At 71.2% G+C, this 20,892-nt stretch carries 22 protein-coding genes and 3 pseudogenes; 17 read left to right on the plus strand and 8 right to left on the minus strand.

Features of this window, described 5'->3' with window-relative positions:
* Positions 1-34 precede the first annotated feature (34 nt).
* The 3 genes from ABTY98_RS17680 to ABTY98_RS17690 form a co-directional block, all read right to left on the minus strand.
* Positions 35-1,147 (minus strand): hypothetical protein, encoded by a 1,113-nt coding sequence (locus ABTY98_RS17680; protein ID WP_352221821.1) that lies wholly within the window; start codon positions 1,145-1,147, stop codon positions 35-37.
* 49 nt (positions 1,148-1,196) lie between these two features.
* Positions 1,197-1,598 (minus strand): SseB family protein, encoded by a 402-nt coding sequence (locus ABTY98_RS17685; protein ID WP_352221822.1) that lies wholly within the window; start codon positions 1,596-1,598, stop codon positions 1,197-1,199.
* 358 nt (positions 1,599-1,956) lie between these two features.
* Positions 1,957-2,343 (minus strand): hypothetical protein, encoded by a 387-nt coding sequence (locus tag ABTY98_RS17690; protein WP_352221823.1) that lies wholly within the window; start codon positions 2,341-2,343, stop codon positions 1,957-1,959.
* A gap of 106 nt (positions 2,344-2,449) precedes the next feature.
* On the opposite strand from ABTY98_RS17690, the gene ABTY98_RS17695 reads away from it, so the two are divergent.
* Together ABTY98_RS17695 and ABTY98_RS17700 are read left to right on the plus strand one after the other, a co-directional pair.
* Entirely contained in the window at positions 2,450-3,409 is a 960-nt protein-coding gene (locus ABTY98_RS17695; protein ID WP_352221824.1) for an ATP-binding protein, read from the plus strand.
* A gap of 73 nt (positions 3,410-3,482) precedes the next feature.
* Positions 3,483-3,875: an SCO5389 family protein gene (locus tag ABTY98_RS17700; RefSeq protein WP_352221825.1), complete on the plus strand. Its 393-nt coding sequence runs from the start codon at positions 3,483-3,485 to the stop codon at positions 3,873-3,875.
* Between the two features lie 113 nt (positions 3,876-3,988).
* Here ABTY98_RS17700 and ABTY98_RS17705 read toward each other — a convergent pair whose 3' ends face one another.
* On the minus strand, positions 3,989-4,957 hold the full coding sequence (locus ABTY98_RS17705) for a threo-3-hydroxy-L-aspartate ammonia-lyase (protein ID WP_352221827.1): 969 nt from the start codon (positions 4,955-4,957) through the stop codon (positions 3,989-3,991).
* A 60-nt stretch (positions 4,958-5,017) separates the two neighbouring features.
* Here ABTY98_RS17705 and ABTY98_RS17710 point away from each other — a divergent pair.
* Positions 5,018-5,263 (plus strand): annotated as a pseudogene (locus ABTY98_RS17710) (hypothetical protein); the annotation flags it as partial.
* Between the two features lie 21 nt (positions 5,264-5,284).
* On the opposite strand, the gene ABTY98_RS17715 reads toward ABTY98_RS17710, so the two are convergent.
* Entirely contained in the window at positions 5,285-6,082 is a 798-nt protein-coding gene (locus ABTY98_RS17715) for an SAM-dependent methyltransferase (protein ID WP_352221828.1), read from the minus strand.
* A gap of 151 nt (positions 6,083-6,233) precedes the next feature.
* On the opposite strand from ABTY98_RS17715, the gene ABTY98_RS17720 reads away from it, so the two are divergent.
* The 3 genes from ABTY98_RS17720 to ABTY98_RS17730 all read left to right on the plus strand — a co-directional run bounded on the left by ABTY98_RS17720 (position 6,234) and on the right by ABTY98_RS17730 (position 7,215).
* Entirely contained in the window at positions 6,234-6,419 is a 186-nt protein-coding gene (locus ABTY98_RS17720; RefSeq protein WP_352221829.1) for a nuclear transport factor 2-like protein, read from the plus strand.
* 113 nt (positions 6,420-6,532) lie between these two features.
* Complete coding sequence (locus tag ABTY98_RS17725; RefSeq protein ID WP_352221830.1) at positions 6,533-6,715, plus strand: ester cyclase; 183 nt, start codon at positions 6,533-6,535, stop codon at positions 6,713-6,715.
* A 110-nt stretch (positions 6,716-6,825) separates the two neighbouring features.
* Positions 6,826-7,215, plus strand: a complete 390-nt coding sequence (locus tag ABTY98_RS17730) for a cold-shock protein (protein ID WP_352221831.1) — start codon at positions 6,826-6,828, stop codon at positions 7,213-7,215.
* Positions 7,216-7,243: 28 nt separating this feature from the next.
* Here ABTY98_RS17730 and ABTY98_RS17735 read toward each other — a convergent pair whose 3' ends face one another.
* Positions 7,244-8,011 (minus strand): ABC transporter permease, encoded by a 768-nt coding sequence (locus tag ABTY98_RS17735; RefSeq protein ID WP_352221832.1) that lies wholly within the window; start codon positions 8,009-8,011, stop codon positions 7,244-7,246.
* Positions 8,012-8,108: 97 nt separating this feature from the next.
* Between ABTY98_RS17735 and ABTY98_RS17740 the strand changes: the two genes are divergently transcribed.
* On the plus strand, positions 8,109-8,309 hold the full coding sequence (locus tag ABTY98_RS17740; protein WP_502994251.1) for a hypothetical protein: 201 nt from the start codon (positions 8,109-8,111) through the stop codon (positions 8,307-8,309).
* Between the two features lie 39 nt (positions 8,310-8,348).
* Here the strand turns inward: ABTY98_RS17740 and ABTY98_RS17745 are convergent, their stop codons facing one another.
* On the minus strand, positions 8,349-10,136 hold the full coding sequence (locus tag ABTY98_RS17745; RefSeq protein ID WP_352221833.1) for a PucR family transcriptional regulator: 1,788 nt from the start codon (positions 10,134-10,136) through the stop codon (positions 8,349-8,351).
* Between the two features lie 396 nt (positions 10,137-10,532).
* Between ABTY98_RS17745 and dnaK the strand changes: the two genes are divergently transcribed.
* From dnaK to ABTY98_RS17795, 10 genes and pseudogenes are all read left to right on the plus strand, one after another.
* Positions 10,533-12,449: a molecular chaperone DnaK gene (gene dnaK, locus ABTY98_RS17750; RefSeq protein WP_352221834.1), complete on the plus strand. Its 1,917-nt coding sequence runs from the start codon at positions 10,533-10,535 to the stop codon at positions 12,447-12,449.
* A gap of 10 nt (positions 12,450-12,459) precedes the next feature.
* Positions 12,460-13,044: a nucleotide exchange factor GrpE gene (locus ABTY98_RS17755; RefSeq protein WP_352221835.1), complete on the plus strand. Its 585-nt coding sequence runs from the start codon at positions 12,460-12,462 to the stop codon at positions 13,042-13,044.
* A gap of 6 nt (positions 13,045-13,050) precedes the next feature.
* Positions 13,051-13,983, plus strand: a complete 933-nt coding sequence (locus ABTY98_RS17760; RefSeq protein WP_352221836.1) for a DnaJ C-terminal domain-containing protein — start codon at positions 13,051-13,053, stop codon at positions 13,981-13,983.
* Positions 13,983-14,357: a chaperone modulator CbpM gene (locus tag ABTY98_RS17765; protein ID WP_352221837.1), complete on the plus strand. Its 375-nt coding sequence runs from the start codon at positions 13,983-13,985 to the stop codon at positions 14,355-14,357. Before ABTY98_RS17760 ends, ABTY98_RS17765 begins: the two co-directional genes overlap by 1 nt.
* Entirely contained in the window at positions 14,348-16,987 is a 2,640-nt protein-coding gene (gene clpB / locus ABTY98_RS17770; protein ID WP_352221838.1) for an ATP-dependent chaperone ClpB, read from the plus strand. Before ABTY98_RS17765 ends, clpB begins: the two co-directional genes overlap by 10 nt.
* Positions 16,984-17,442: a thioredoxin gene (gene trxA, locus ABTY98_RS17775; RefSeq protein WP_352221839.1), complete on the plus strand. Its 459-nt coding sequence runs from the start codon at positions 16,984-16,986 to the stop codon at positions 17,440-17,442. The genes clpB and trxA overlap by 4 nt, the downstream gene beginning before the upstream one ends.
* Before the next feature lie 6 nt (positions 17,443-17,448).
* Entirely contained in the window at positions 17,449-17,712 is a 264-nt protein-coding gene (locus ABTY98_RS17780) for a UBP-type zinc finger domain-containing protein (RefSeq protein ID WP_352221840.1), read from the plus strand.
* Positions 17,712-19,502, plus strand: coding sequence for an FAD-dependent oxidoreductase (locus ABTY98_RS17785; protein WP_352221841.1), 1,791 nt, complete (start codon positions 17,712-17,714; stop codon positions 19,500-19,502). The genes ABTY98_RS17780 and ABTY98_RS17785 overlap by 1 nt, the downstream gene beginning before the upstream one ends.
* Before the next feature lie 62 nt (positions 19,503-19,564).
* Positions 19,565-20,074: an Hsp20/alpha crystallin family protein gene (locus tag ABTY98_RS17790; RefSeq protein WP_352221842.1), complete on the plus strand. Its 510-nt coding sequence runs from the start codon at positions 19,565-19,567 to the stop codon at positions 20,072-20,074.
* Positions 19,965-20,420, plus strand: a pseudogene (locus ABTY98_RS17795) (DUF2267 domain-containing protein); the annotation flags it as partial. The gene ABTY98_RS17790 and the pseudogene ABTY98_RS17795, both read left to right, overlap by 110 nt.
* A gap of 112 nt (positions 20,421-20,532) precedes the next feature.
* Here ABTY98_RS17795 and ABTY98_RS17800 read toward each other — a convergent pair.
* Positions 20,533-20,892: pseudogene (locus ABTY98_RS17800) on the minus strand (RNA-guided endonuclease TnpB family protein); the annotation flags it as partial.

Here is a 20,892-nt window from a genome sequence, read left to right on the forward strand (position 1 = left end):
CCCCTGCTGGGATCTTCCCGCAGGATGCGCCGCGCTACCCGTGGCTGGGAGGAACTTCCGGCCGTCCTTGGGGGGGCTGCCGGTCCACCGGGCGCATCGGCGGGATCGGTTCCGACGGGAAGTCGCGCCCGCCGGTCCACAGCGCCGGTACGGCGTCGCACCGGCGGCACAGTTCGTAGGCCACTGCCTCGTAGTTGACCCGCCAGCCGTGGAAGTGCGGCCAGGCCTCCTCCGTGCCGCGTTCGGCGCGGAAGCCGGTCTTCTCCAGCATGCTCACGGCCGCCTCGAACTCGCCGTAGGTCAGCTCGATGTCGGCGTCCGGGGCCGGGTCGGTTTCGAAGGTCGCCCGTACGGAGGCGGCGATGTCACGCAGGGCGGTGAAACCGGCACGCAGCACCAAGCGGGCCTCCGGAGGGGCGGCCTGCGGGGTGAGCGCGAGCTGCATGGCCGCCGCGTCCAGGACAGCGATCAGGCTGACCAGCCAGCTGCGGTAGGGGCGGGGCGAACGGAACGCCAGCAGCACCGGGTAGGTGGCGTGGCTCTCCCCCATGTCCGCGGCCAGCCGTTCCCAGGCCCGGTACAGCTGGGGCAGCGCGACATCGGTGTCGACCAGCCACTGCCGGGCGAGGATCTCCGGGCCCCAGGCGGGCTCGCCGGCCCGGGACTGGAGGAGGGTGACCTCCAGTTCGCGGCGGTTGTAGGCGGAGTACAGCGTGGGGAGATAGGCGATCTGCAGGGCGATCACGACGGGGCCGGTGGCGGCGGCGACGAAGTCGAGCGCGGACAGCCGAAGCCGGGCGCCGCTGGCGAAGCCGAGGGTGAACAGGCTGGAGCCGGCCTCACGGAACGAGATGCTCCAGGACAGCGGCGAGAACCCGTACAGCAGCATGCCGAAGCCGAGGAACGCCCCGCCGAGCCAGGCGGTGAGCATGCCGATCAGCATCAGCGGGGCGAGCCAGGTCTCCGCCCGGTCGATCGCCCGGTAACCGCGGCCGCGCGCGGTGAGGCGGAGCAGCCGCCGCAGGCCCCACCACAGCCGGTACACCAGCACGGAGTACAGGCCCCGGGGGACCACGAGGGTGCGCAGAATGCTGCGCAGGACCAGGATCAGTACCAGTCCCCCGGCCACTCCGGAGATCCATTCCATGGGGCCATTCTGACCCGGATGGCGACCTCCCGGTGACCGGGACCGTTGGTCAGCCCGCCGGCCGGGCCAGCAGTGTGCGTACGCCCTCGGAGGTGAGCGTCAGCGCGTGTGCCGAGCTGCCGTCGATGGCGAGCGACAGGTTGTCCTCGGGCCACTGTGAGGCGAGCGCGCCCAGCGGCACCAGGCGGTAGCGGGAGACCGTCGGCAGCAGGCCGGTCAGCTCTCCCTCCGAGGTGAACACGGGGACGACGGGGTCGCCGTCGGGCCGTTCCAGGACGGGCAGCGCGATCATCGCGGGGTCGGCCGCCTCCGCCGCGTCGTCCGGGACCGGGACCAGCACGTCGCTGTGTGCGAGCGTGTCCAGCGCGTCACGGTCCTCGGCGTTCACGGCCAGCGTGTCGAGCGCCCGCTGGGCCGGCGTCGGAAAGTCGTCGTGTGCGGGTGTCTCCATGACAGATCCCCAGGTAGTGGTGGTACGGGCCGCAGGGACCGGTAAGCACCGGGCAGCCACGGCACGCGTACCCGATCGTGGCCGGGGCATGCGTCCGGGATCCCGGGGGCCCGGGTGACCGAAGGGCGACGTCGACGGGGGGGCAGCGGGGCGGGGAGATGCCGGGAGAGGGAGCCGGGAGAGGGAGCCGGGAGAGGGAGCCGGGAGAGGGAGCCGGGAGAGGGAGCCGGGAGAGGGAGCCGGGAGAGGCAGGCGATGCCCGGCACGGGGGGCCGGGGCATTGCGGGGACCGTTCCCGGGGGACGTACCGCGTGGCGCGATGGCGGTCGGCGGGCCTGGCGGGATGGTCATCGGGCCGTCACGGGGAGGGTCGGGGCCTGCCTCTCCTGGGCATGGATCCGGCCGCGGGCCGGCGCCAGGGTGCCGGCGAAGCGAGCGTCAGCGCGGCCAGGACGCCCAGGTTGGCGTACGCCCGGGTTGCCGTACGCCCGGGTTGGCGTACGCCCAGGTTGCCGTACGCCCAGGCGTCCGACTTACTGCCGAGGCCGAGCGGGCCCAGCAGATGGCCGGAGACGCCGACGGCAGCCGGTTCCCGCGGAGGCCGTACCCGGCCCGGCTGAGCACCATCGTGGGTGCCGAACCGCGCGATCACGTCGAGGCCCTGGGTCTCCACCCGGAGCTGCCGACCGGGTTCCCGTGCGTCCGCCACGCCGCCCGCCGCCCGCCGGACCTGGGGCTCCGTCAACTCCTCCGGTCCGCAGCCCGGTTGGGCGATCTCGATTTGACACCGCCCGGCACCCTCTCCAATCTATGATCATGACTTCCATTTTCAAGATGAAGGACGGTTAGCGATGCGCGTGGCTTTCGTCGGCAAGGGCGGCAGCGGCAAGACCACCCTGTCGGCCCTCTTCGCCCGCCGGCTGGCGCGGTCCGGCGCGCCGGTCGTCGCCATCGACGGCGACATCAACCAGCACCTGGCCCACGCCCTCGGTCTCGACGAGGACGAGCTGTTCACGGCGCCGCCGCTGAGCGCACGGACCGGCGCGATCAAGGACTATCTGCGCGGCACGAACCCCCGGATCGCGTCCCGGGAGGCCATGGTCAAGACGACACCGCCCGGGCGCGGCTCACGGCTGCTGCGGCTGCTCGGCGACGACGAGGTGCACTCCCACCACGTCCAGGAGGTCGGCGGGGTGCCGCTGATGGTCACCGGGGCGTTCGCCGAGAGCGACCTCGGGGTGGCCTGCTACCACTCCAAACTCGGCGCGGTGGAGCTCTACCTCAACCATCTGGTGGACGGGCCCGGCGAGTACGTCGTCGTCGACATGACGGCGGGCGCCGACGCCTTCGCCTCCGGGCTGTTCACCCGCTTCGACATGACGTTCCTGGTGGTCGAGCCGACCCGTAAGAGCCTGTCCGTGTACCGCCAGTACCGGGACCACGCGGCCGAGTTCGGCATCCCGGTCGCCGTGGTCGGCAACAAGGTGACCGGGGCGGACGACCTCGCATTCCTGCGGGAGCGGGTGAGCGACGACCTGCTGGCCCACTGCGAGCTGTCGTCGTACGTCCGCGCCCAGGAGCAGGGCCGGGACGGCGGTGCGCTGGAGCCGCACAACTCCCGGGCCATGGACCGGCTGCGGGCCGCCGTGGACGCGCGGGCCAAGGACTGGGACGCCTTCCAGCGGCACGCGGTGGAGTTCCATCTGCGCAACGCCGCCGCCTGGGCGAACGCGGCCACCGGCCAGGATCTGGCCGCCCAGGTCGACCCGGACTTCCGGCACGGACCGGCGGCCCTGCCCGCCTTCGCCTGAGACCTCGGTTCCCTCTCACTCCCTTTCGAGCACCAACCCCTTGACCGCCTTGAACAGAACAGGACACAGCAATATGTCGCTCGACGTCTCCCCGCAGCTGCTCGCCGAAGCCGAGAAGGGTGCGGTGCGGGAGGAGGACTTCGTGGAATCCGTCCGTACCTCGCTGCCGTACGCCTACCACCTCATCGCCCGGCTGACCTCCGAACTACGCGAAGGTGACAGCGAGTTCGCCGACAACCAGACCCCGCCGCCGTCGGAGAAGGAGCGCGGGCAGCTGCTCCGGGCGCTGTCCTCCGACGCGATCCGGGGCAGCCTGGAGCGGCACTTCGGGGTCGCCCTCGCCTTCCAGAACTGCCACCGGGTGGCGGTGTTCCCGCCCGAGGCGCGCGGCGGACAGACGCACACCCGCTTCACCTCGACGCGCTCGCAGATCCTCAACCAGTCACCCGAGTTCCGCGACTGCTGAACCGGGGTGCCGGGCGCCCCGCACCCCGGCGCTGGGCGCTTCGCGGGCGGTGCGGCGCTGCCGGCGGTTTCGTCCGGGAGGCCCGCACCGGCGAGCCGATGCTGCTGCTGTCCTCAGCCGGCCACGATCTCCGCGAACCGCTCCGCGTTCACATTGCCCCCGGACAGGATGACCCCGATCCGGCGCGGCAGCGGCGTCACCCGGTGGGCGAGCAGCGCGGCCAGACCGCTGGCGCCGCTCGGCTCCACGACGGTCTTCATCCGCTCGAAGGCGAACCGCGTCGCGTCCCGGATCTCGTCGTCGCTCACCAGCGAGATGTCGTCCACCAGACGCTGGTTGACGGAGAAGGTCAGCTCGCCGGGGATGTCGGCCGCCTGGCCGTCGGCGATGGTCCTCGGCACCGGGACGGACACCCGGTGCCCCGCCTCCAGGGACCGCCTGGTGTCGTCCCCGGCCTCGGGCTCGACCCCGACGACCCGGATCCCGGGCAGCAGCCCCTTCGCCGCGGTGGCACTGCCGGCGATCAGCCCGCCGCCTCCGACCGGCACCACCAGGGCGTCCAACTTGCCGACTTCCTCGATGAGTTCGAGTGCGGCGGTGCCCTGTCCGGCGATCACATGCGGGTGCTCGTACGGCGGGACCAACGCGAGTCCTCGTTCGGCGGCGAGGGCCTCGCCGACGGCCACGCGGTCGCCGGTGTAGCGGTCGTAGGTCACGATCTCCGCGCCGTACCCGGCGGTCGCCTCCAGCTTGGAGCGCGGGGTGTCCTCGGGCATCACGATCACGGCCGTGGTGCCGAGTTCGCGGGCGGCGAGGGCGACGGCCTGGGCGTGGTTGCCGGAGGAGTAGGCGGCGACGCCCTTCGCCAGCTGCTCGGCCGACAGCCGTGACACGGCGTTGTAGGCACCCCGGAACTTGAAGGCGCCGATGCGCTGGAGGTTCTCGCACTTCAGGAAGACCTCCGCGCCGACCAGCTCGTCCAGGGTGCGTGAGCGCAGCACGGGGGTGCGGTGGGCCACTCCCTTGAGCCGCGCGGCCGCGTCCTGCACGTCCTGGAGGGTCACGGGCGGGGTGTCGGGCATGTTCGTCCTCCGTTCTGGGCGCCGCCGGGCGCCGGATGGGCGTCGAGCACAGCCGTTCGACGCCTGCGCCCGCCCGCGGTGCTGGTCGTCCACACGGTGCTCACCCTGGCCCTCGTGCTCGGCAGCCAGCAGTACTTCGCGAACGTCTCACGCTATCTGCTGCCCGCCTTCCCGCTGTTCGTCCCGCTCGCGGTCGCGCTGCGCCGCGTCAGCCTCCCCTACCAGTGCCTCCTGCTGGGCCTCGCGGCCCTGGCCTCCGGCTCGTACGCGGGGTACGCGCTGTTCGAACTCGGGGTGCCCCCCTGATGAGGCACCCCTCGTAACGGCTCAGCCCTTCTTGACAGCCACTCCGCCGTAGAAGCCGATCTCCTCGGAGCCCTCCTGCGGGGTGGCGTCCGGGCGCCAGAACGGTACCTGGACCACGCCGGGTTCGACCAGTTCGAAACCTTCGAAGAACTGCTCGATCCGGGCGCGCGGGCGCAGGTTCATGGTGGCGGTCGCGTTGTTGTAGACGGCCTGGGCCTCGCTGCGTTCGGCGAAGTCGTCCGTGGCGTGCGAGAGCACCAGGAAGCTGCCTGCCGGGAGCGCGTCGCGCAGGGTGGCCACGATCCGCTCGGGCTCCTCCGCGTCGCGGATGAAGTGCAGGATGGCGACGAGGAACAGGGCGACGGGCTGGTCGAAGTCGATGATGCGGCGGACCTCGGGGTGGTCCACGACGGACTGCGGGTCGCGCAGGTCGGCGAGGACGATGCTGGTGGTGCCGGCCCGGTTGAGCAGCGCGTCGGCGTGCGCCTTCACGATCGGGTCGTTGTCGACGTAGGCGACGCGGACGTCCGGGGCGGCCTCCTGGGCGATCTCGTGCACGTTCGGCGAGGTGGGCAGCCCGGTGCCGACGTCCAGGATCTGCCGGACCCCGCTGTCGATGACATGCCGGACGGCGCGCTGCAGAAAGCCGCGGTTGGCCCGCACCGAGATCCACACCTCGGGCGCGACGGCGGCGAGCTGGTCACCGGCCTTGCGGTCCACCTCGTAGTTGTCCTTGCCGCCCAGCAGGTAGTCGTAGATCCGCGCGGGATGCGGCTTGCTGGTGTCGATCTCCACGGGGCGAGAACCGTCCTGCGTCACGTGTGCTCCTCTCGATGACCGCCCCGGCCCCCCTTGGCACACCGACGGCTGGCGACAGCTTTCCATATCAACTTCCGTGTCCGCGCACCGAGTTCCCGCTACGCCCCGAACGGCGGTTGACCTTGTCGCGACGTCACGGTCCGTACTGACGGTGCCACCCACCCAGAGAGGCAGGCACCATGACCACTTCGCGCCCCCCCAGCGGCTCGACCGGTCCCCCGTCGAGCTCGTCCGCAGCGCCTTCGACGCCCTCAACCGTGGAGATCTCGACGCGTGCACCCGGCTGATGACGGAGGACTTCGCGACCAACATCGCGGGGTTGCCGTTCCGGATGTAGGGCCGTGACACCTGGCGGCGGAACACGATGATGCTGCGCACGGCCTTCCCCGACTTCCGGACTCGTATCGACGACATCTTCGGGTCGGGTGACGGGTCGCGGTCCGGCTCACCGTGCGGGGCACGCACCAGGGCGAGTTCCGGGGCGTCCCCGCCACCGGCCCAGCCGTCGAGTACTCCAGTACCGAGCTCTACCGGATCGCCGACGGCCTGCTGGCCGAGGAATGGATCGCTTCGGACACGGAGACGCTGATGAGCCGGCTCAGCGGATCCGGGGCACCGGACCCGGATGCGTGACCCCCGGCTTCGCCGCCCGGCGGTGAGCGGAGTCGCCCGACCGGGGCCGACCTGACTACCATCTGGGCCAGGTGTCCGGGCAGGTGGCCCGGTTTGGTTGGGGGTTTCACATGGTTACCGGTCGTGTGGTGCGGTTCGACAGCACGCGCGGATACGGGTTCATCGCTCCGGACGGTGGCGGAGAGGACGTCTTCCTGCATGTGAACGACATGCAGATGCCGGAGTCCTACGTCCGCCCGGGCGTTGCCGTGGAGTTCGAGATCGAGAGCGGCGAGCGCGGGCCGAAGGCGTCCGGCGTCCGTCTCGCCCGAGGAGCCGACGTCCGGACGCTCGGCCCGGACGACGACTCGCTGTGCGATCTGCTCAGCGCGGACGAGTTCACCCGCGAGGTCACCGAGACGCTGCTTGCGTCGGCGCCCACGCTCACCGCCGAGGAGATCGTGCGGGTCCGGGGCGCGCTGGCCCAGTTCGCGAAGAACCACGGCTGGATCGAGGGCTGACCCACCCACGGCAGGCAGGGCGGCCGGTTCAGGCGTCGCGGGAGCGGAGCAGCCGTCCGCCCGCCGTGAGGGCGGCGACCGCCCAGAGGGCCAGTACGCCCAGCCCCTGCCAGGGGCCGATGGTCAGATTGCCGACACTGACGGTGGCCTGCACGGCCAGGCCTGCCGTCATCGGCGCGACCTGCTGGAGATGGCGCTGCCGGCCCGGGTCGGCGATCACCTGGGCGAGGATCGGGAGGACGAACAGCAGGGCCAGGACGGCACCGATCGCGGTGGCCGAGTTCCGCACGGCCAGCGCCAGACCCAGGCTCAGCAGGCCGACCAGAACCAGGTAGAGGACCGAGCCGACCGCGGCCCGCAGGGTCGGCCCGTCGGTCAGCGACAGGGCCGGGTATCCGTGTTCCTCGGTGAAGCCCCGGCCCGGCTCGGTCAGCCGCCCGACCAGCAGCGAGCCGAGCACCGAGCCGGTCGCGGCCACCACCGTCACCCCTGTGAGAACGGCGGCCTTGGCGCACAGGACCGTCAGCCGTCGCGGGACCGCCGTCAGGGTGGTGTGCATCATGCCGGTGCCGTATTCGTTGCCGACCATGAGGACGGCGAGGACCACGACCTGGCCGGCCATCACCCCGGTCAGGCTCAGCCGCGTCGGGTCACCGCAGCCGGCGGCGTCGCACCGGGACGTCGACGCCACCCCGGCACCCACCGCCACGGTCAGCGCGATCACGCCCGGCATCAGCCAGACGGTGCCGGCGTCGGTGCGCGGCTTCGTCCACTCCGCGTGCCCGGCGCGCCTCATACGTCCCTCCGGCGCAGCAGCACGACCCCGGTGCCGAACGCGATGGGGAAGCTGATGGTCGCGGGGAGCTCGGGGCTGCCGTCCTGCCGACTTCAGTGTGGTCGGGGACCCGCTGGAACGCGACGGGACCATCGTGTGCCGCCCACTGGCCGGGGACACCACCCAGGTGGTGCTGACGCTCCAGCGCCGACGGGCCGAGTCGGTGCCGAAGGCGGCGCAGGATCTGCTCGAGACGTTCGTGCACCGGGCACGCCAACTGGGCGGGCACGTTCCGCGGCTCCCTACCGCGACGACGTGACGATGCGGGTTCGCGGCCCTCGGGCGAGCCGGCCCGGCCTCACGGTGAGCTCCGCCCGCCCAGCAGGATCCTCCATACCCGTGTCGCCACCTGGAGATTGAGCCGGGTGTCCACGTCCGCGAGGTCGCGGTCGCTGATCTCACGGATGCGCTGGAGCCGGTAGCGCAGCGTGCTGCGGTGGACGGCCAAGGCGCCGGCGGTCTCGTCGTAGTTGCCACCGCAGTCGAAGTACCGCGTCAGCGTCTGGACCATGTCCGTGCCGTGCTCCCCGTCGTAGTCGAGGAGCGGACCGAGCCATTCCCGCACGAACCCCTCCAGTTCCGTGCGGTCCTGGCCTGGTCCGAGCAGCCGGAACAGACCGAGGTCGTCGTAGAAGGTCGTGCCGTGCTGCTGACGCGACTGCCGGCGCACTTCCAGGGCCCGTTGTGCCTCCTCGTAACAGCGGGGTATACAAAGTGGGTTGGCGCAGCGGGCACTCACACCGACCGCCCCGCCGGGCGTTCCCAGTTCCCGGGCCAGCGCATCATGCAGGGCGGTGCCCTGAGGTCGTTCTTCGGTCAGCAGCACCATCCGGCCGCCGCGGCGCGTCACCAGCGGCCGCATGCCCAGCGTCGCCACGGCTCGTTCCACGGCGCGGGCGAGGAAGTCGTCCGCCGGCCTGCCCGGCCAGTGCACGACGATCACGTAGTGGGGGCGGTGAAGGTCGTGGCCGACGGCCTCCGACCGGGCATAGGCGCTGGCCTCGTCCGTGCCCTCCAGCAGGTCGTCGACCAACTGGCGGCGCAGCCGCAACTCGACCTCGGCCAGGCTGCGCAGATGCATCAGCTCCAGGGTGAGTGACTGCACCGCATGCTCCAGAGCGAACAGGTCACGCTCCTCCGCCCTGCCGTCGGGGTCCACCAGGGCCAGTACACCCAGGACCTCGCCGCGCCGCCGGGCAACAGCGACCACCCGCCCCTTGATGCGTACGGGTTCCTCCGAGAGGGCCACCTGCCGCAGCATGTCGCCCTGTCGTGTGGGCGCCCGCGCCGGATAGGGGTCGGGCCGGCCCGGACCCGCCCAGGAGCGGAGGTTGCCGAACCGGTCCTCGACGAGCGCCGGTAGCCCGGTGAGCTCGTGCAGGGCACGGGTGATGCCGTCTTCGCCGCCGCCCGAGGCCGCGACCGCGTCGAGTGCTCCGTCGACGCGCCGCTGGTGCTTCAGCTCGGATCGCAGATCGCTCAGCTCTCTGTGCGCGGTGTCATGTTCGCTGCGCAGTAGGTCCAGCTCACGACTGTAGGCATGCCGGCGGTGCTGTGCCGAGGCGAGGGACAGGGCCACCGAGGTGAACCCGATGACCGTCATGAGCAGCGACTGCTCCTCCTCGGTGGGTACGGAGGAGGACGACACCACCAGCGCTCCCAGCAGGTTGCCGAACAGGCGCAGACCGAACAGCCGGCTCCACAGTCGCCCGGAGACGGTCACGGGGCCGTCCGCCCCGGCGAGCTCCCGGACCTGGAGGTCGAGGGGGCCTCCACTGCCATGGCCCGCCTGCGGCGGCGTGCGGGTCAGATCTTTCCCGACCATGAGGTAGCCCCCCTCGGCACAGTACGGTCCCAGCCCGCCGAGGTGGGACATGGAAAGGCGGATGATCTCGCTCTCGTCCTCGGTGCCGAACAACGTGCGGGACAGGGCCAACAGCCCGAACGGGTCCCGTGCGGGCCGGCCCGCAGCCGACCCTGGGCGGCGCATCTGGTGGTGATGGGCACGAGGGGCGTATCCCTGGTAACGGGCGGCTGCCTGATCGGGCCGACGACGGGACACCTGCCGCTTCGGACAGTCGGCCATGAGTTCACTCCGTTCTCCCCGGCCTCGGAGTGGCGATCGAGCGAGCCCTGTATGCCCACACGGGAACGCCGACAGTGCGGGTACCCCGCCGACCCCACCCCACCCGAATTACCGGGATAAATCTGATTTACCCCGAGAGGCTGAGCGGCACAGCCGTTTTTCGCCCCGCCAGGTGCAGACGGGCCGCCCGCCGAATCGCAAGGCTGGGCGTACGGGCAGCACGGGGCGAGCTGTCGGCACGAAGAACTGCGGGAAGAACCGGCCGACGCGGGAGCGGTCCGCGGACGCCCAGCTCGTTGCCCACCTGAACAGGCGTGCAGGACCGGGCGGAATCCGGCCCGGAGGGCGAAGGACGCCGAAAGACGCAGCTCGGCGCCATGGAAGGAGTTTCTCATCATGGCCAAGGCAGTCGGAATCGACCTGGGCACCACCAACTCGGTGATCGCGGTGTGGGAGGGCGGCGAGCCGACCGTCGTGCCCAACAGCGAAGGCAACCGCACCACACCGTCCGTGGTGGCCTTCACCGACACGGGAGAACGCCTGGTGGGCCAGCTGGCCCGGCGCCAGGCGATCCTCAATCCCAAGGGCACCATCTACTCGGCCAAGCGGTTCATCGGCCGCCGCTTCGACGAGATCTCCGAGGAGGCCAAGGCGGTCGCGTACGACGTGGTCGAGGGCGAGGGCGGCGCGGCCCGCTTCAAGGTCCGCGACAAGCTGTACGCGCCGGAGGAGATCAGCGCCCAGGTGCTGCGCAAGCTCGCCGACGACGCCGGCAAGCAACTGGGCGAGCGAGTCACCGAGGCCGTCATCACCGTGCCCGCCTACTTCAACGACGCCCAGCGCACCGCCACCCGTGACGCCGGCCGGATCGCCGGCCTCGAGGTGCTCCGGATCATCAACGAGCCGACGGCGGCCGCCCTGGCCTACGGCATGGACAAGAAGGAGCACGAGACGGTACTCGTCTTCGACCTCGGCGGCGGCACCTTCGACGTCAGCATTCTCGACGTCGGCGACGGCGTGGTCGAGGTGCGGTCCACGGCCGGCGACAGCCACCTGGGGGGCGACGACTTCGACCGGCGTCTGGTGGATCATCTCGCGGACGGGTTCCAGAAGGACAACGGCATCGACCTGCGCCAGGACCCGCAGGCCCTGCAGCGCCTGTTCGAGGCGGCGGAGAAGGCGAAGACCGAGCTCAGCTCGGTGACCCAGACGCAGGTCAGCCTGCCCTTCATCACGGCCGACGCCTCCGGGCCGAAGCACCTGACCACGACGATCATGCGGTCGACCTTCGAGCAGATCACCGGGGACCTGGTGGAGCGCTGCCTCGGCCCGGTCCAGCAGGCCATGGAGGACGCCAAGGTCGGCGAGAACGACATCGACGAGGTCATCCTCGTCGGCGGCTCCACCCGCATCCCGGCCGTCCAGGCCCTCGTACGCCGCCTGACCGGAGGCAAGGACCCCAACATGAGCGTCAACCCCGACGAGGTCGTGGCGATGGGGGCCGCGATCCAGGCCGGGGTCCTCAAGGGCGAGGTCAAGGACGTCCTGCTGCTCGACGTCACCCCGCTGTCGCTGGGCGTGGAGACCGCCGGCGGCGTGATGACGAAGATCATCGAGCGGAACACCACCATCCCGGTGCGCCGCACCGAGACCTTCACCACGGCCGCCGACAACCAGCCCGCCGTCGACGTCGTCATCCTCCAGGGCGAGCGCGAACTGGCCGCGGACAACCGTGTCCTCGGCCGCTTCCAGCTCACCGACATCCGCACCGCGCCCCGGGGCGAACCCCAGATCGAGGTCACCTTCGACATCGACGCGAACGGCATCCTCAACGTCACCGCCCGCGACAAGGACACCGGCAAGGAACAGGGCATCACCATCAGCGACACCTCCAACCTCGACCGGAGCGAGGTCGAGCGCATGGTGGAGGAGGCCGAGCGCAACCGGAACCAGGACCAGGCGCTGCGCGAGGCGATCGACGCCCGCAACGAGCTGGACGCCATCGCCTACCAGGTCGAGAAGCGGCTCGGCGAGCTCGGGGAGGCCGCCCCCGCGCACGAGAAGGCGCGTGCCGAGATGCTGGTCACCGAGGCGCGCGAGGCGGTCAAGAACGAGGCCGGGGTGGACAGGGTCCGGCCGCTGATCTCCGAGCTGCAGCAGATCTTCGCGGGTCTCGCCGCCCACCAGGCCGGGGCAACGGCGCAAGGTCCGGCCGGCACCGGATCGCCGGACGGCTCGCCACCGGGCGGTGCCGCGGCAGGCGGCTCCGGCGGGGACGACGACGTGATCGACGCCGAGTTCGACAAGGGGTGAGGTGGCCACCATGCCGTATCCCCCTCCCCAGGACCGGCAGTCCGACCCGCCGCCGGACGCGGAGCGGCCGCCGCGCGGAGACCTGCCCGAGCCGGGACCGCACGCCGAGGACGCCGAGCCGGGCCCCGACGCGGCGACCGGCCAGGGCGGCCCCGAGGACGAGTACGCGGCCGCACTCAAGGAGGTCGAGGACCGCTGGCGCCGCGCCCTGGCGGACCTCGACAACCTGCGCAAACGCCATGCGAGGGAGCTGGAGCGGGAGCGCGTTTCCGAGCGCGCCCGCACCGCCGCGGCCTTCCTGCCGGTCATCGACAACCTGGAACTCGCCCTGGCCCACGCGGGCGCCGACCCGGACGCGATCGTCGAGGGTGTCCGGGCCGTGCGCGACCAGGCCGTGAACATCCTCGAAGGCCTCGGATACGTCCGCAACGCCGGCACCGGAGTGCCCTTCGACCCCGCCCGGCACGAGGTCGTCGGCGTGGTCGAGGACCAGGGCGCCGAACCGGGCACCGTGGTCCAGGTGCTGCGCCCCGGCTACGGGGAGGCCGAGCGTCAGCTCAGGCCGGCCGCCGTGACCGTCGCCAAGCGGGAGTGAGCGCCCATGGCACGCGACTACTACGACGTTCTCGGTGTCCCGCGCACCGCGGACCGGGACGAGATCCAGCGGGCCTACCGCTCCCTGGCCCGCAAGTACCACCCGGACGTGAACAAGGACCCGGCGGCCGAGGAGCGGTTCAAGGAGATCAACGACGCCTTCAGCGTCCTGTCCGATCCGAAGCAGCGAGCCCGTTACGACCACTTCGGCGAGGACTTCCGCAAGGTCCCGGAGGACTGGGAGGAGCGGGTCGCCGCAGGTGCGGGAGCCGGCAGCGGCTTCCGCGGGTCCGCCGGGGGCGGCCCCCGCGTGCGGTACACGACGTCCGGCTTCGGAGAGGAGGGCGTCGACTTCGAGGACCTGTTCGGCTCGTTCTTCGGCGGTGCCGGGCGGATGCGCACGCCCGGCGCCGACCAGGAGGCCGAACTGCCGCTCACCGTCGAGGAGGCGTACCGGGGCGGCCGTCGTACCGTCACCCTCGCCGGACCGTCCGGACCGCGCAGCTACGAGGTGAACGTGCCGCGCGGCGTCACCGACGGGCAGCGCATCCGGCTGGCGGGCGAGGGCGGCCGCGGAAGTGGCGACGCGCCCGCCGGTGACCTCTATCTGCGGGTGCGGATCCTGCCGCACCCGGTGTTCCGTGTCGAGGGCCGCGACATCCACGTCCAGCTGCCGATCACGCCGTGGGAGGCGGCGCTGGGCGCCACCGTGCCCGTGCCCACCCCGAGCGGCACCACGGCGAAGGTGACCGTGCCCGCGGGATCCTCCAGCGGCCGGCGGCTGCGGCTGCGCGGCGAGGGCATGCCCAATCCGCGGGGCGCCGACGGGGACCTTTACGCCGAACTGCGCATCACAGTGCCGCCCCGGCTCAGCGACCGGGAGCGTGAACTGTTCGACGAACTCGCCGCTGTCTCCTCGTTCGACCCCAGGAGGACCTGATGAGCGACCGACCGACCGAGTCGCCCAGCCGGCCGCCGCTGACGGCTCCGGCGGGGAGCCGCGTCCAATACGCGATCGTGCCCGTGCCCAGGCTCTCCCTGGACACCGTCGCCCGCCGCTCGGGCGTCCACCCCGAGCTGATCCGCCGGTTCGTGGCGCTCGGACTCGTCGACGCCGACCGCGACACCGCCGGACGACTGCTCTTCTCCCCGACCGCGCCGGCCACCCTGGCCCGCGTCCAGCGGCTGCGCACCGGGTTGTGCCTCAACTACGCATCCATCGGACTGGTGCTCGACCTGCTCGACCGCATCAGCCTGCTCGAAGCCGCGCTGCGCCGCACCGGCACGAGGAGTGATCCCCCACCATGGACATGAACCGCCTGACCCAGAAGTCCCAGGAGGCCCTTCAAGAGGCCCAGACCGCCGCCGTCCGCATGGGGCAGACCGAGGTCGACGGCGAACACCTGCTGCTCGCTCTCCTCGACCAGGAGGACGGCTTGGTACCCCGACTGGTGCAGCAGGCCGGAGGCGAACCCAAGGAACTGCGCGCCGCCGTGAAGGAGGACCTCTCCCGGCGCCCCCGGGTCACCGGACCCGGCGCGGCGCCCGGGCAGGTCTTCGTCACCCAGCGCCTGTCCCGTCTGCTGGACGCGGCCGAGCGCGAGGCCAAACGCCTCAAGGACGAGTACGTGTCCGTGGAACACCTGCTGCTCGCCCTGGCCGAGGAGGGTTCGTCGACCGCCGCCGGACGGCTGCTGAAGGAGTTCGGTGTCACCCGGGAGTCGTTCCTCGGCGCCCTCACCCAGGTCCGCGGCAACCAGCGCGTCACCTCCGCCAACCCCGAGGTCGCCTACGAGGCCCTGGAGAAGTACGGCCGGGATCTGGTGCTCGAGGCCCGGACCGGCCGGCTGGACCCCGTGATCGGCCGGGACGCGGAGATCCGCCGCGTCACCCAGATCCTCAGCCGCAAGACCAAGAACAACCCCGTCCTCATCGGCGACCCCGGTGTGGGCAAGACCGCCATCGTCGAGGGCCTGGCCCAGCGCATCGTCCGCGGTGACGTACCCGAAGGGCTGCGCGACAAGACGGTGTTCGCCCTGGACATGGGCTCGCTGGTGGCCGGCGCCAAGTACCGGGGCGAGTTCGAGGAGCGGCTCAAGGCCGTCCTGAGCGAGGTCAAGGCCGCCCAGGGCCGAATCCTGCTCTTCGTCGACGAGTTGCACACCGTCGTCGGCGCGGGAGCCGCCGAGGGTGCCATGGACGCGGGCAACATGCTCAAGCCGATGCTGGCCCGCGGCGAACTCCACATGATCGGCGCGACCACCCTGGACGAGTACCGGCAGCACATCGAGAAGGACGCCGCCCTCGAACGCCGCTTCCAGCAGGTCCTGGTCGACGAGCCGAGCGTGGAGGACACCATCTCCATCCTGCGCGGTCTGCGTGAACGCCTGGAGGTCTTCCACGGCGTGAAGATCCAGGACACCGCGCTGGTCGCCGCGGCGACCCTCTCCCACCGCTACATCACCGACCGGTTCCTGCCGGACAAGGCCATCGACCTGGTCGACGAGGCCTGCGCCAGGCTGCGCACCGAAATCGACTCCATGCCGGCCGAACTCGACGAGATCACCCGCCGGGTGACCCGCCTGGAGATCGAGGAGGCGGCCCTGTCCAAGGAGACCGACGCGGCCAGCAAGAACCGCCTGGAGGAACTGCGCAAGGAACTGTCCGACCTGCGCGCCGAGGCCGACGCCAAACACGCCCAGTGGGAGGCGGAACGGCAGGCCATCCGCAGGGTCCAGGAACTCCGCCAGGAACTGGAACAGGTCCGGCAGCAGGCCGAGGAGGCCGAGCGAAGCTACGACCTCAACCGGGCCGCCGAACTGCGGTACGGCAAACTCCGGGAACTGGAGCGCCGGCTGAAGGCCGAGGAGGAGCAACTGGCCGCCAAGCAGGGCGCGAACCGGCTCCTGCGGGAAGTCGTCACCGAGGAGGAGATCGCCCAGATCGTCGCCGCCTGGACCGGCATCCCCGTCGCCCGCCTCCAGGAGGGCGAGCGGGAGAAGCTGCTGCGGCTGGACGAGATCCTGCGTGAGCGGGTCATCGGCCAGGACGAGGCGGTCAAGCTGGTCGCCGACGCCGTCATCCGGGCCCGCTCCGGCATCCGCGACCCGCGCCGGCCCATCGGCTCGTTCATTTTCCTCGGCCCCACCGGAGTCGGGAAGACGGAGCTGGCCAAGACCCTCGCGGCGGCTCTCTTCGACTCCGAGGAGAACATGGTCCGCCTGGACATGAGCGAGTACCAGGAGCGGCACACCGTCAGCCGTCTGATGGGGGCGCCGCCCGGATACGTCGGCTACGAGGAGGGCGGCCAGCTCACCGAGGCGGTGCGCCGCAAGCCGTACTCGGTCGTGCTGTTCGACGAGATCGAGAAGGCGCACACCGACGTCTTCAACACGCTGCTGCAGGTCCTCGACGACGGCCGGATCACCGACGCCCAGGGCCGCACGGTCGACTTCCGCAACACCGTGATCATCATGACGTCCAACATCGGCTCCCAGTACCTCCTCGACGGCGTCACGGCCGACGGCGAGGTCAAGCCGGACGCCCGGGCGCTGGTGATGGGCGAGCTGCGCGGGCACTTCCGGCCGGAGTTCCTCAACCGTGTCGACGACATCGTGCTGTTCAAGCCGCTCGGCGAGGCCCAGATCGAGAAGATCGTGGAGCTGCAGTTCGACGAGCTGCGCCGCAGGCTCGCCGAGCGCCGTATCGCCGTCGAACTGACCGACGCGGCCAGGGAGTTCATCGCCCGCCAGGGCTACGACCCGGTGTACGGGGCGCGGCCGCTGCGCCGCTACATCTCCCACGAGGTGGAGACGCTCGTCGGACGGGCCCTGCTGAGCGGCGACGTCCAGGACGGCGCCACCGTCCGGGTCGACGCCCGCGAGGGCGAGCTGGCGGTCACTTACGAACAACCGCAGGCCGCTGAGGAGGCGATGGCGGCATGAGCACCATGCGGGCCACGACCGTCCGCTGCCCGCACTGCGGACGCACCAACCGTGTCCCCTCGGCCGCGGAGGGCAGCCCGAGGTGCGGGAACTGCAAGCAGCCTCTGCCCTGGACCGTCGACGTGGGCGACGACGACTTCTCCGAGGTGGTGGAGAAGTCCACCGTGCCCGTCGTGGTCGACCTCTGGGCGACCTGGTGCGGCCCCTGCCGCATGGTCAGCCCGGCCCTGGAGAAGGTCGCCACCGACCTCGCCGGACGGATCAAACTGGCCAAGGTCGACGTGGACAGCAACCCGCGGCTGGCCCGCAGGTTCGAGGTCCAGGCCGTGCCGACGCTGCTGGTCCTGGACCACGGCAAGACCGTCGCCCGGCAGGCGGGCGCCGCACCCGCCCCCGCGCTGCGCCAGTGGGTGGAACAGTCGATCACGGGCCGCGCACCGGCCCGGGAAGGATGATCCGCGATGACCGTACGCGCCGACCCCCATCTCGCCTTCGTCCGTCCCGTCGCGCCGCGCACCCTCGAAGGCTGTGAGGAGTGCCTGCGGCTCGGCTCCCCGTGGGTCCATCTCCGGCTCTGCCTGACCTGCGGCCACGTCGGCTGCTGCGACTCCTCGCCCAACCGGCACGCCCGGCGGCACGCCGCCGCCGACGCCCATCCCATCGCGGCGTCGCTGGAGCCCGGCGAGGACTGGCGGTGGTGCTTCGTCCACGAGGCGTTCGTGTGATGTCCGGCGACGAGATGCGCCCGCAGGCGATGCCCGCGCCCGAGGAGCCCCAGGACGGGGACGAGGCCGTCCCGTTCGAGACCCCGGACGTCTACGGCGCCTACCCCCGGCTGAGCGACGACCAGATGGCCCGCCTCGCGGAACACGGCCGCAGGCGTTCGGTGAACACCGGTGACGTGCTGATCCAGGAGGGAGAGCGCTGCGAGGCGTTCTACGTCGTCCTCAGCGGCTCCGTCGCCGTCCTCGAGGACTACGGAACCCCCGAGGAACACCTGCTGCGCGTGCACGGCCCCGGCCGTTTCATCGGCGAACTCGGTCTCCTGCACGGACAGGTGGCCTTCTACACGGCCGTGGTCCGCGACCCCGGCGAGGTCCTCGCCCTCTCCATGGACCAGCTGCGCCACCTGGTGACCCGCGACCCCACCATCGGCGACCTGGTGCTGCGCGCCTGCCTGGGCCGTCGCGCCCTGCTGGTCGGACAGGGCGCGGGGTTCCGCATCATCGGCTCGCGCTACTCACCGGACACCCGGCGGCTGCGCGAGTTCGCCACCCGCAACCGGCTGCCGCACCGCTGGATCGACCTGGAGACGGACCAGGAGGCCGAGGCGCTCCTGCGCCGCTTCGGCGTCGGCCCGCAGGAGACACCGCTGGTCATCTGGCGGGACACCACGCTGCTGCGCAACCCCAGCAACGCCGAACTGGCCCGGCTCATCGGCCTGCCGCCGCTGCCCACCGAACAGGACCGCGGCGACCTGCTGATCGTCGGCTCCGGACCGGCCGGCCTCGCCGCCGCCGTGAACGCCGCCTCCGAGGGCCTCGACACGACCGTGGTGGAGGCCCTGGCCACCGGCGGCCAGGCCGGGACCACCTCCCGTATCGACAACTGCTTCGGCTTCCCCTCCGGGATCTCCGGCGCCGAACTCACCGAGCGCGGAGTGCTCCAGGCGGGCAAGTTCGGCGCCCTCATCAGCGTCCCGGCGGAGGCCACCCGCATCGAGCCACGTGACGGCCACTACGCCGTCGGATTCGCCGACGGCAGCGAGATCACCGCCCGAGCCGTCCTGCTGGCCACCGGCGCCCGCTACCGCCGCCTTCACGTACCCGGTATCGAGCGCCTGGAGGGCACCAGCGTCCACTACTCGGCCACCGTCTACGAGGCCCAGCAGTGCCGCACCGATCCCGTGGCCGTGATCGGCGGGGGCAACTCCGCCGGTCAGGCAGTGCTGTTCCTGGCCGGCTACGCCCCGCTGGTGTACCTCCTCGTACGCGGCTCCGCCCTGGACACGCACATGTCCCGCTATCTGATCGACCAGGTGGAACGTCACCCGAAGGTGCGGGTGCTGCTGCGCACCGAGGTGACGGAGGTGATCGGCGACCAGGTGCTGGAGGCCCTGGACGCGGTCGACCACAGCACGGGCGAACAGCACCGCATCGACGCGCGGGCCCTGTTCGTCTTCACCGGTGCCGACCCGCACACCCGGTGGCTGTCCGGCACGCTCGCCCTCGACGCGCGCGGCTTCGTCCTCACCGGGGCCGAGGCCCAGGCCTGCTCCGGCCCCGGAACGTGGCAGAGCCAGGGCCGCGACTGCCTGACCCTGGAGACCAGCCTGCCCGGGGTCTTCGCGGCCGGCGACGTCCGCAGCGGCTCGGTCAAGCGCGTGGCCTCCGCCGTCGGCGAAGGTGCGATGGCCGTCCACTTCGTCCACCGCTGTCTGGGCCACGCGGCCGCGCCCGGCGGCACGGACACCTCACCGCACACCCGACCCAAGGAATCCGCATGGCTCGCCTGACAGAAGGCGGCCGATCACATCCGGAGAGATCACATCGCGAGAAGGAGAAGGAGGCGATGGGCATGGCAACGCCCGTCCGACGCCACCGCGGTGGCGGAATGCAGCAAGGGCACGTCGGCTTTGCACGGAACCCGCTCGTCGAGTTCGACCAGTTGCTCAACGAGATGAGCGGACTGCTCGAATCCACGGTCGCCACCGCGGCACCCGTGGTGGCGTGGACCCCCCTCGCGGACGTCACCGAGTCCGACGACGCGTTCCACGTGGAGATCGAACTCCCCGGCGTCAAGGCCAAGGACATCAACGTCGAGGCCAACGGCCAGGAACTGGTCGTCACCGGAGAGATCAAGGAAAAGGAACGCAAAGGCATCCTGCGCCGCAGCACCCGCCGGACCGGATCGTTCGAGTACCGGCTGCAACTGCCCGGAGACCTGGACACCGAGAAGGTCAGAGCCGACATCAAGGATGGCGTGCTCTCGGTCACCGTTCCCAAGGCCGAGGCGGCAAAGCCCCGCCGCATCGAGATCAGCGAGACGAGCGAAGGCGGCCAGAGCACCGACAGCGACGCTCACTGACGCGGCGCGACCCGGTGGGCCGGGCGGTGTACGTCCGGCCCGCCGGGTCCGACAGCGAAAGGCGTGCGGAACGGAAGCCTTCGGATGGCCCAAGGACCGGCGCAAGCAGTCGTACGCGGCCCTGCGTGCCGTGCTGCACCCGCTCCGGGACCGTCTCCCGGTCGAGACGGCGGCCCAGTTCGGTGCGCAACTGCCGACCATCATCAGGGGCATGTACTACGACGGCTGGAAGCCTGCCGAGACTCCCGTGAAGATGAGCAACGAGGAGTTCTTCGAACGGATCCGGCACGAGTTCGCCTACGCCGTGGAGGGCGGCGACGAGCACCTGGTGCGCACGGTCCTGAAGTCTCTGGAACGCCACGTGAGCGAGGGGGAATGGCAGCACCTCAAGTCCCGGATACCGAAGTCAGAGTCTCTCTTGCCGAACTCCTGCCTTGACTTCCTCCCCCGCCTAAAGGGCGGGGGATTCCAGCGGTCGCCCGCTGGGGTTCCTGCTTCACCGACGACTGCCCCGTCCGGGAGGACTCCCGTTGAGGTCTTACACCGTCTCCACAGGCAGACGCCGCCAGCCCGGCGGCGAGAATGTTGCGTGCCGCGTTCACATCGCGGTCATGCACAGCGCCGCAGTCACACGTCCACTCGCGGACGCTCAGCGGCATCTTCGCCGCGACCGTGCCGCAGGCCCCGCACAGCTTGCTGCTGGGGAACCATCGGTCGATCACAACGAGTTCGCGCCCGTACCAGGCGCACTTGTACTCCAGCATCGACCGGAGTTCCGTCCACGAAGCATCGGAGATGGCGCGCGCGAGCTTGCCGTT

It is taken from the genome of Streptomyces sp. NPDC096040, assembly GCF_040303265.1.
In the GTDB taxonomy this organism is placed as follows: Bacteria; Actinomycetota; Actinomycetes; order Streptomycetales; family Streptomycetaceae; genus Streptomyces.

Bases quoted from the DNA above. Each gene is read 5' to 3' on its own strand.
- ABTY98_RS17785 (WP_352221841.1), top strand. From the start codon at position 17,712: ATGTCCGGCGACGAGATGCGCCCGCAGGCGATGCCCGCGCCCGAGGAG.
- ABTY98_RS17735 (WP_352221832.1), bottom strand. From the start codon at position 8,011: ATGAGGCGCGCCGGGCACGCGGAGTGGACGAAGCCGCGCACCGACGCC.
- ABTY98_RS17695 (WP_352221824.1), top strand. From the start codon at position 2,450: ATGCGCGTGGCTTTCGTCGGCAAGGGCGGCAGCGGCAAGACCACCCTG.
- trxA (WP_352221839.1), top strand. From the start codon at position 16,984: ATGAGCACCATGCGGGCCACGACCGTCCGCTGCCCGCACTGCGGACGC.
- ABTY98_RS17745 (WP_352221833.1), bottom strand. From the start codon at position 10,136: ATGGCCGACTGTCCGAAGCGGCAGGTGTCCCGTCGTCGGCCCGATCAG.
- clpB (WP_352221838.1), top strand. From the start codon at position 14,348: ATGGACATGAACCGCCTGACCCAGAAGTCCCAGGAGGCCCTTCAAGAG.
- ABTY98_RS17685 (WP_352221822.1), bottom strand. From the start codon at position 1,598: ATGGAGACACCCGCACACGACGACTTTCCGACGCCGGCCCAGCGGGCG.
- ABTY98_RS17730 (WP_352221831.1), top strand. From the start codon at position 6,826: ATGGTTACCGGTCGTGTGGTGCGGTTCGACAGCACGCGCGGATACGGG.
- ABTY98_RS17760 (WP_352221836.1), top strand. From the start codon at position 13,051: ATGGCACGCGACTACTACGACGTTCTCGGTGTCCCGCGCACCGCGGAC.
- dnaK (WP_352221834.1), top strand. From the start codon at position 10,533: ATGGCCAAGGCAGTCGGAATCGACCTGGGCACCACCAACTCGGTGATC.
- ABTY98_RS17680 (WP_352221821.1), bottom strand. From the start codon at position 1,147: ATGGAATGGATCTCCGGAGTGGCCGGGGGACTGGTACTGATCCTGGTC.
- ABTY98_RS17765 (WP_352221837.1), top strand. From the start codon at position 13,983: ATGAGCGACCGACCGACCGAGTCGCCCAGCCGGCCGCCGCTGACGGCT.
- ABTY98_RS17705 (WP_352221827.1), bottom strand. From the start codon at position 4,957: ATGCCCGACACCCCGCCCGTGACCCTCCAGGACGTGCAGGACGCGGCC.
- ABTY98_RS17790 (WP_352221842.1), top strand. From the start codon at position 19,565: ATGGCAACGCCCGTCCGACGCCACCGCGGTGGCGGAATGCAGCAAGGG.
- ABTY98_RS17700 (WP_352221825.1), top strand. From the start codon at position 3,483: ATGTCGCTCGACGTCTCCCCGCAGCTGCTCGCCGAAGCCGAGAAGGGT.
- ABTY98_RS17780 (WP_352221840.1), top strand. From the start codon at position 17,449: ATGACCGTACGCGCCGACCCCCATCTCGCCTTCGTCCGTCCCGTCGCG.
- ABTY98_RS17755 (WP_352221835.1), top strand. From the start codon at position 12,460: ATGCCGTATCCCCCTCCCCAGGACCGGCAGTCCGACCCGCCGCCGGAC.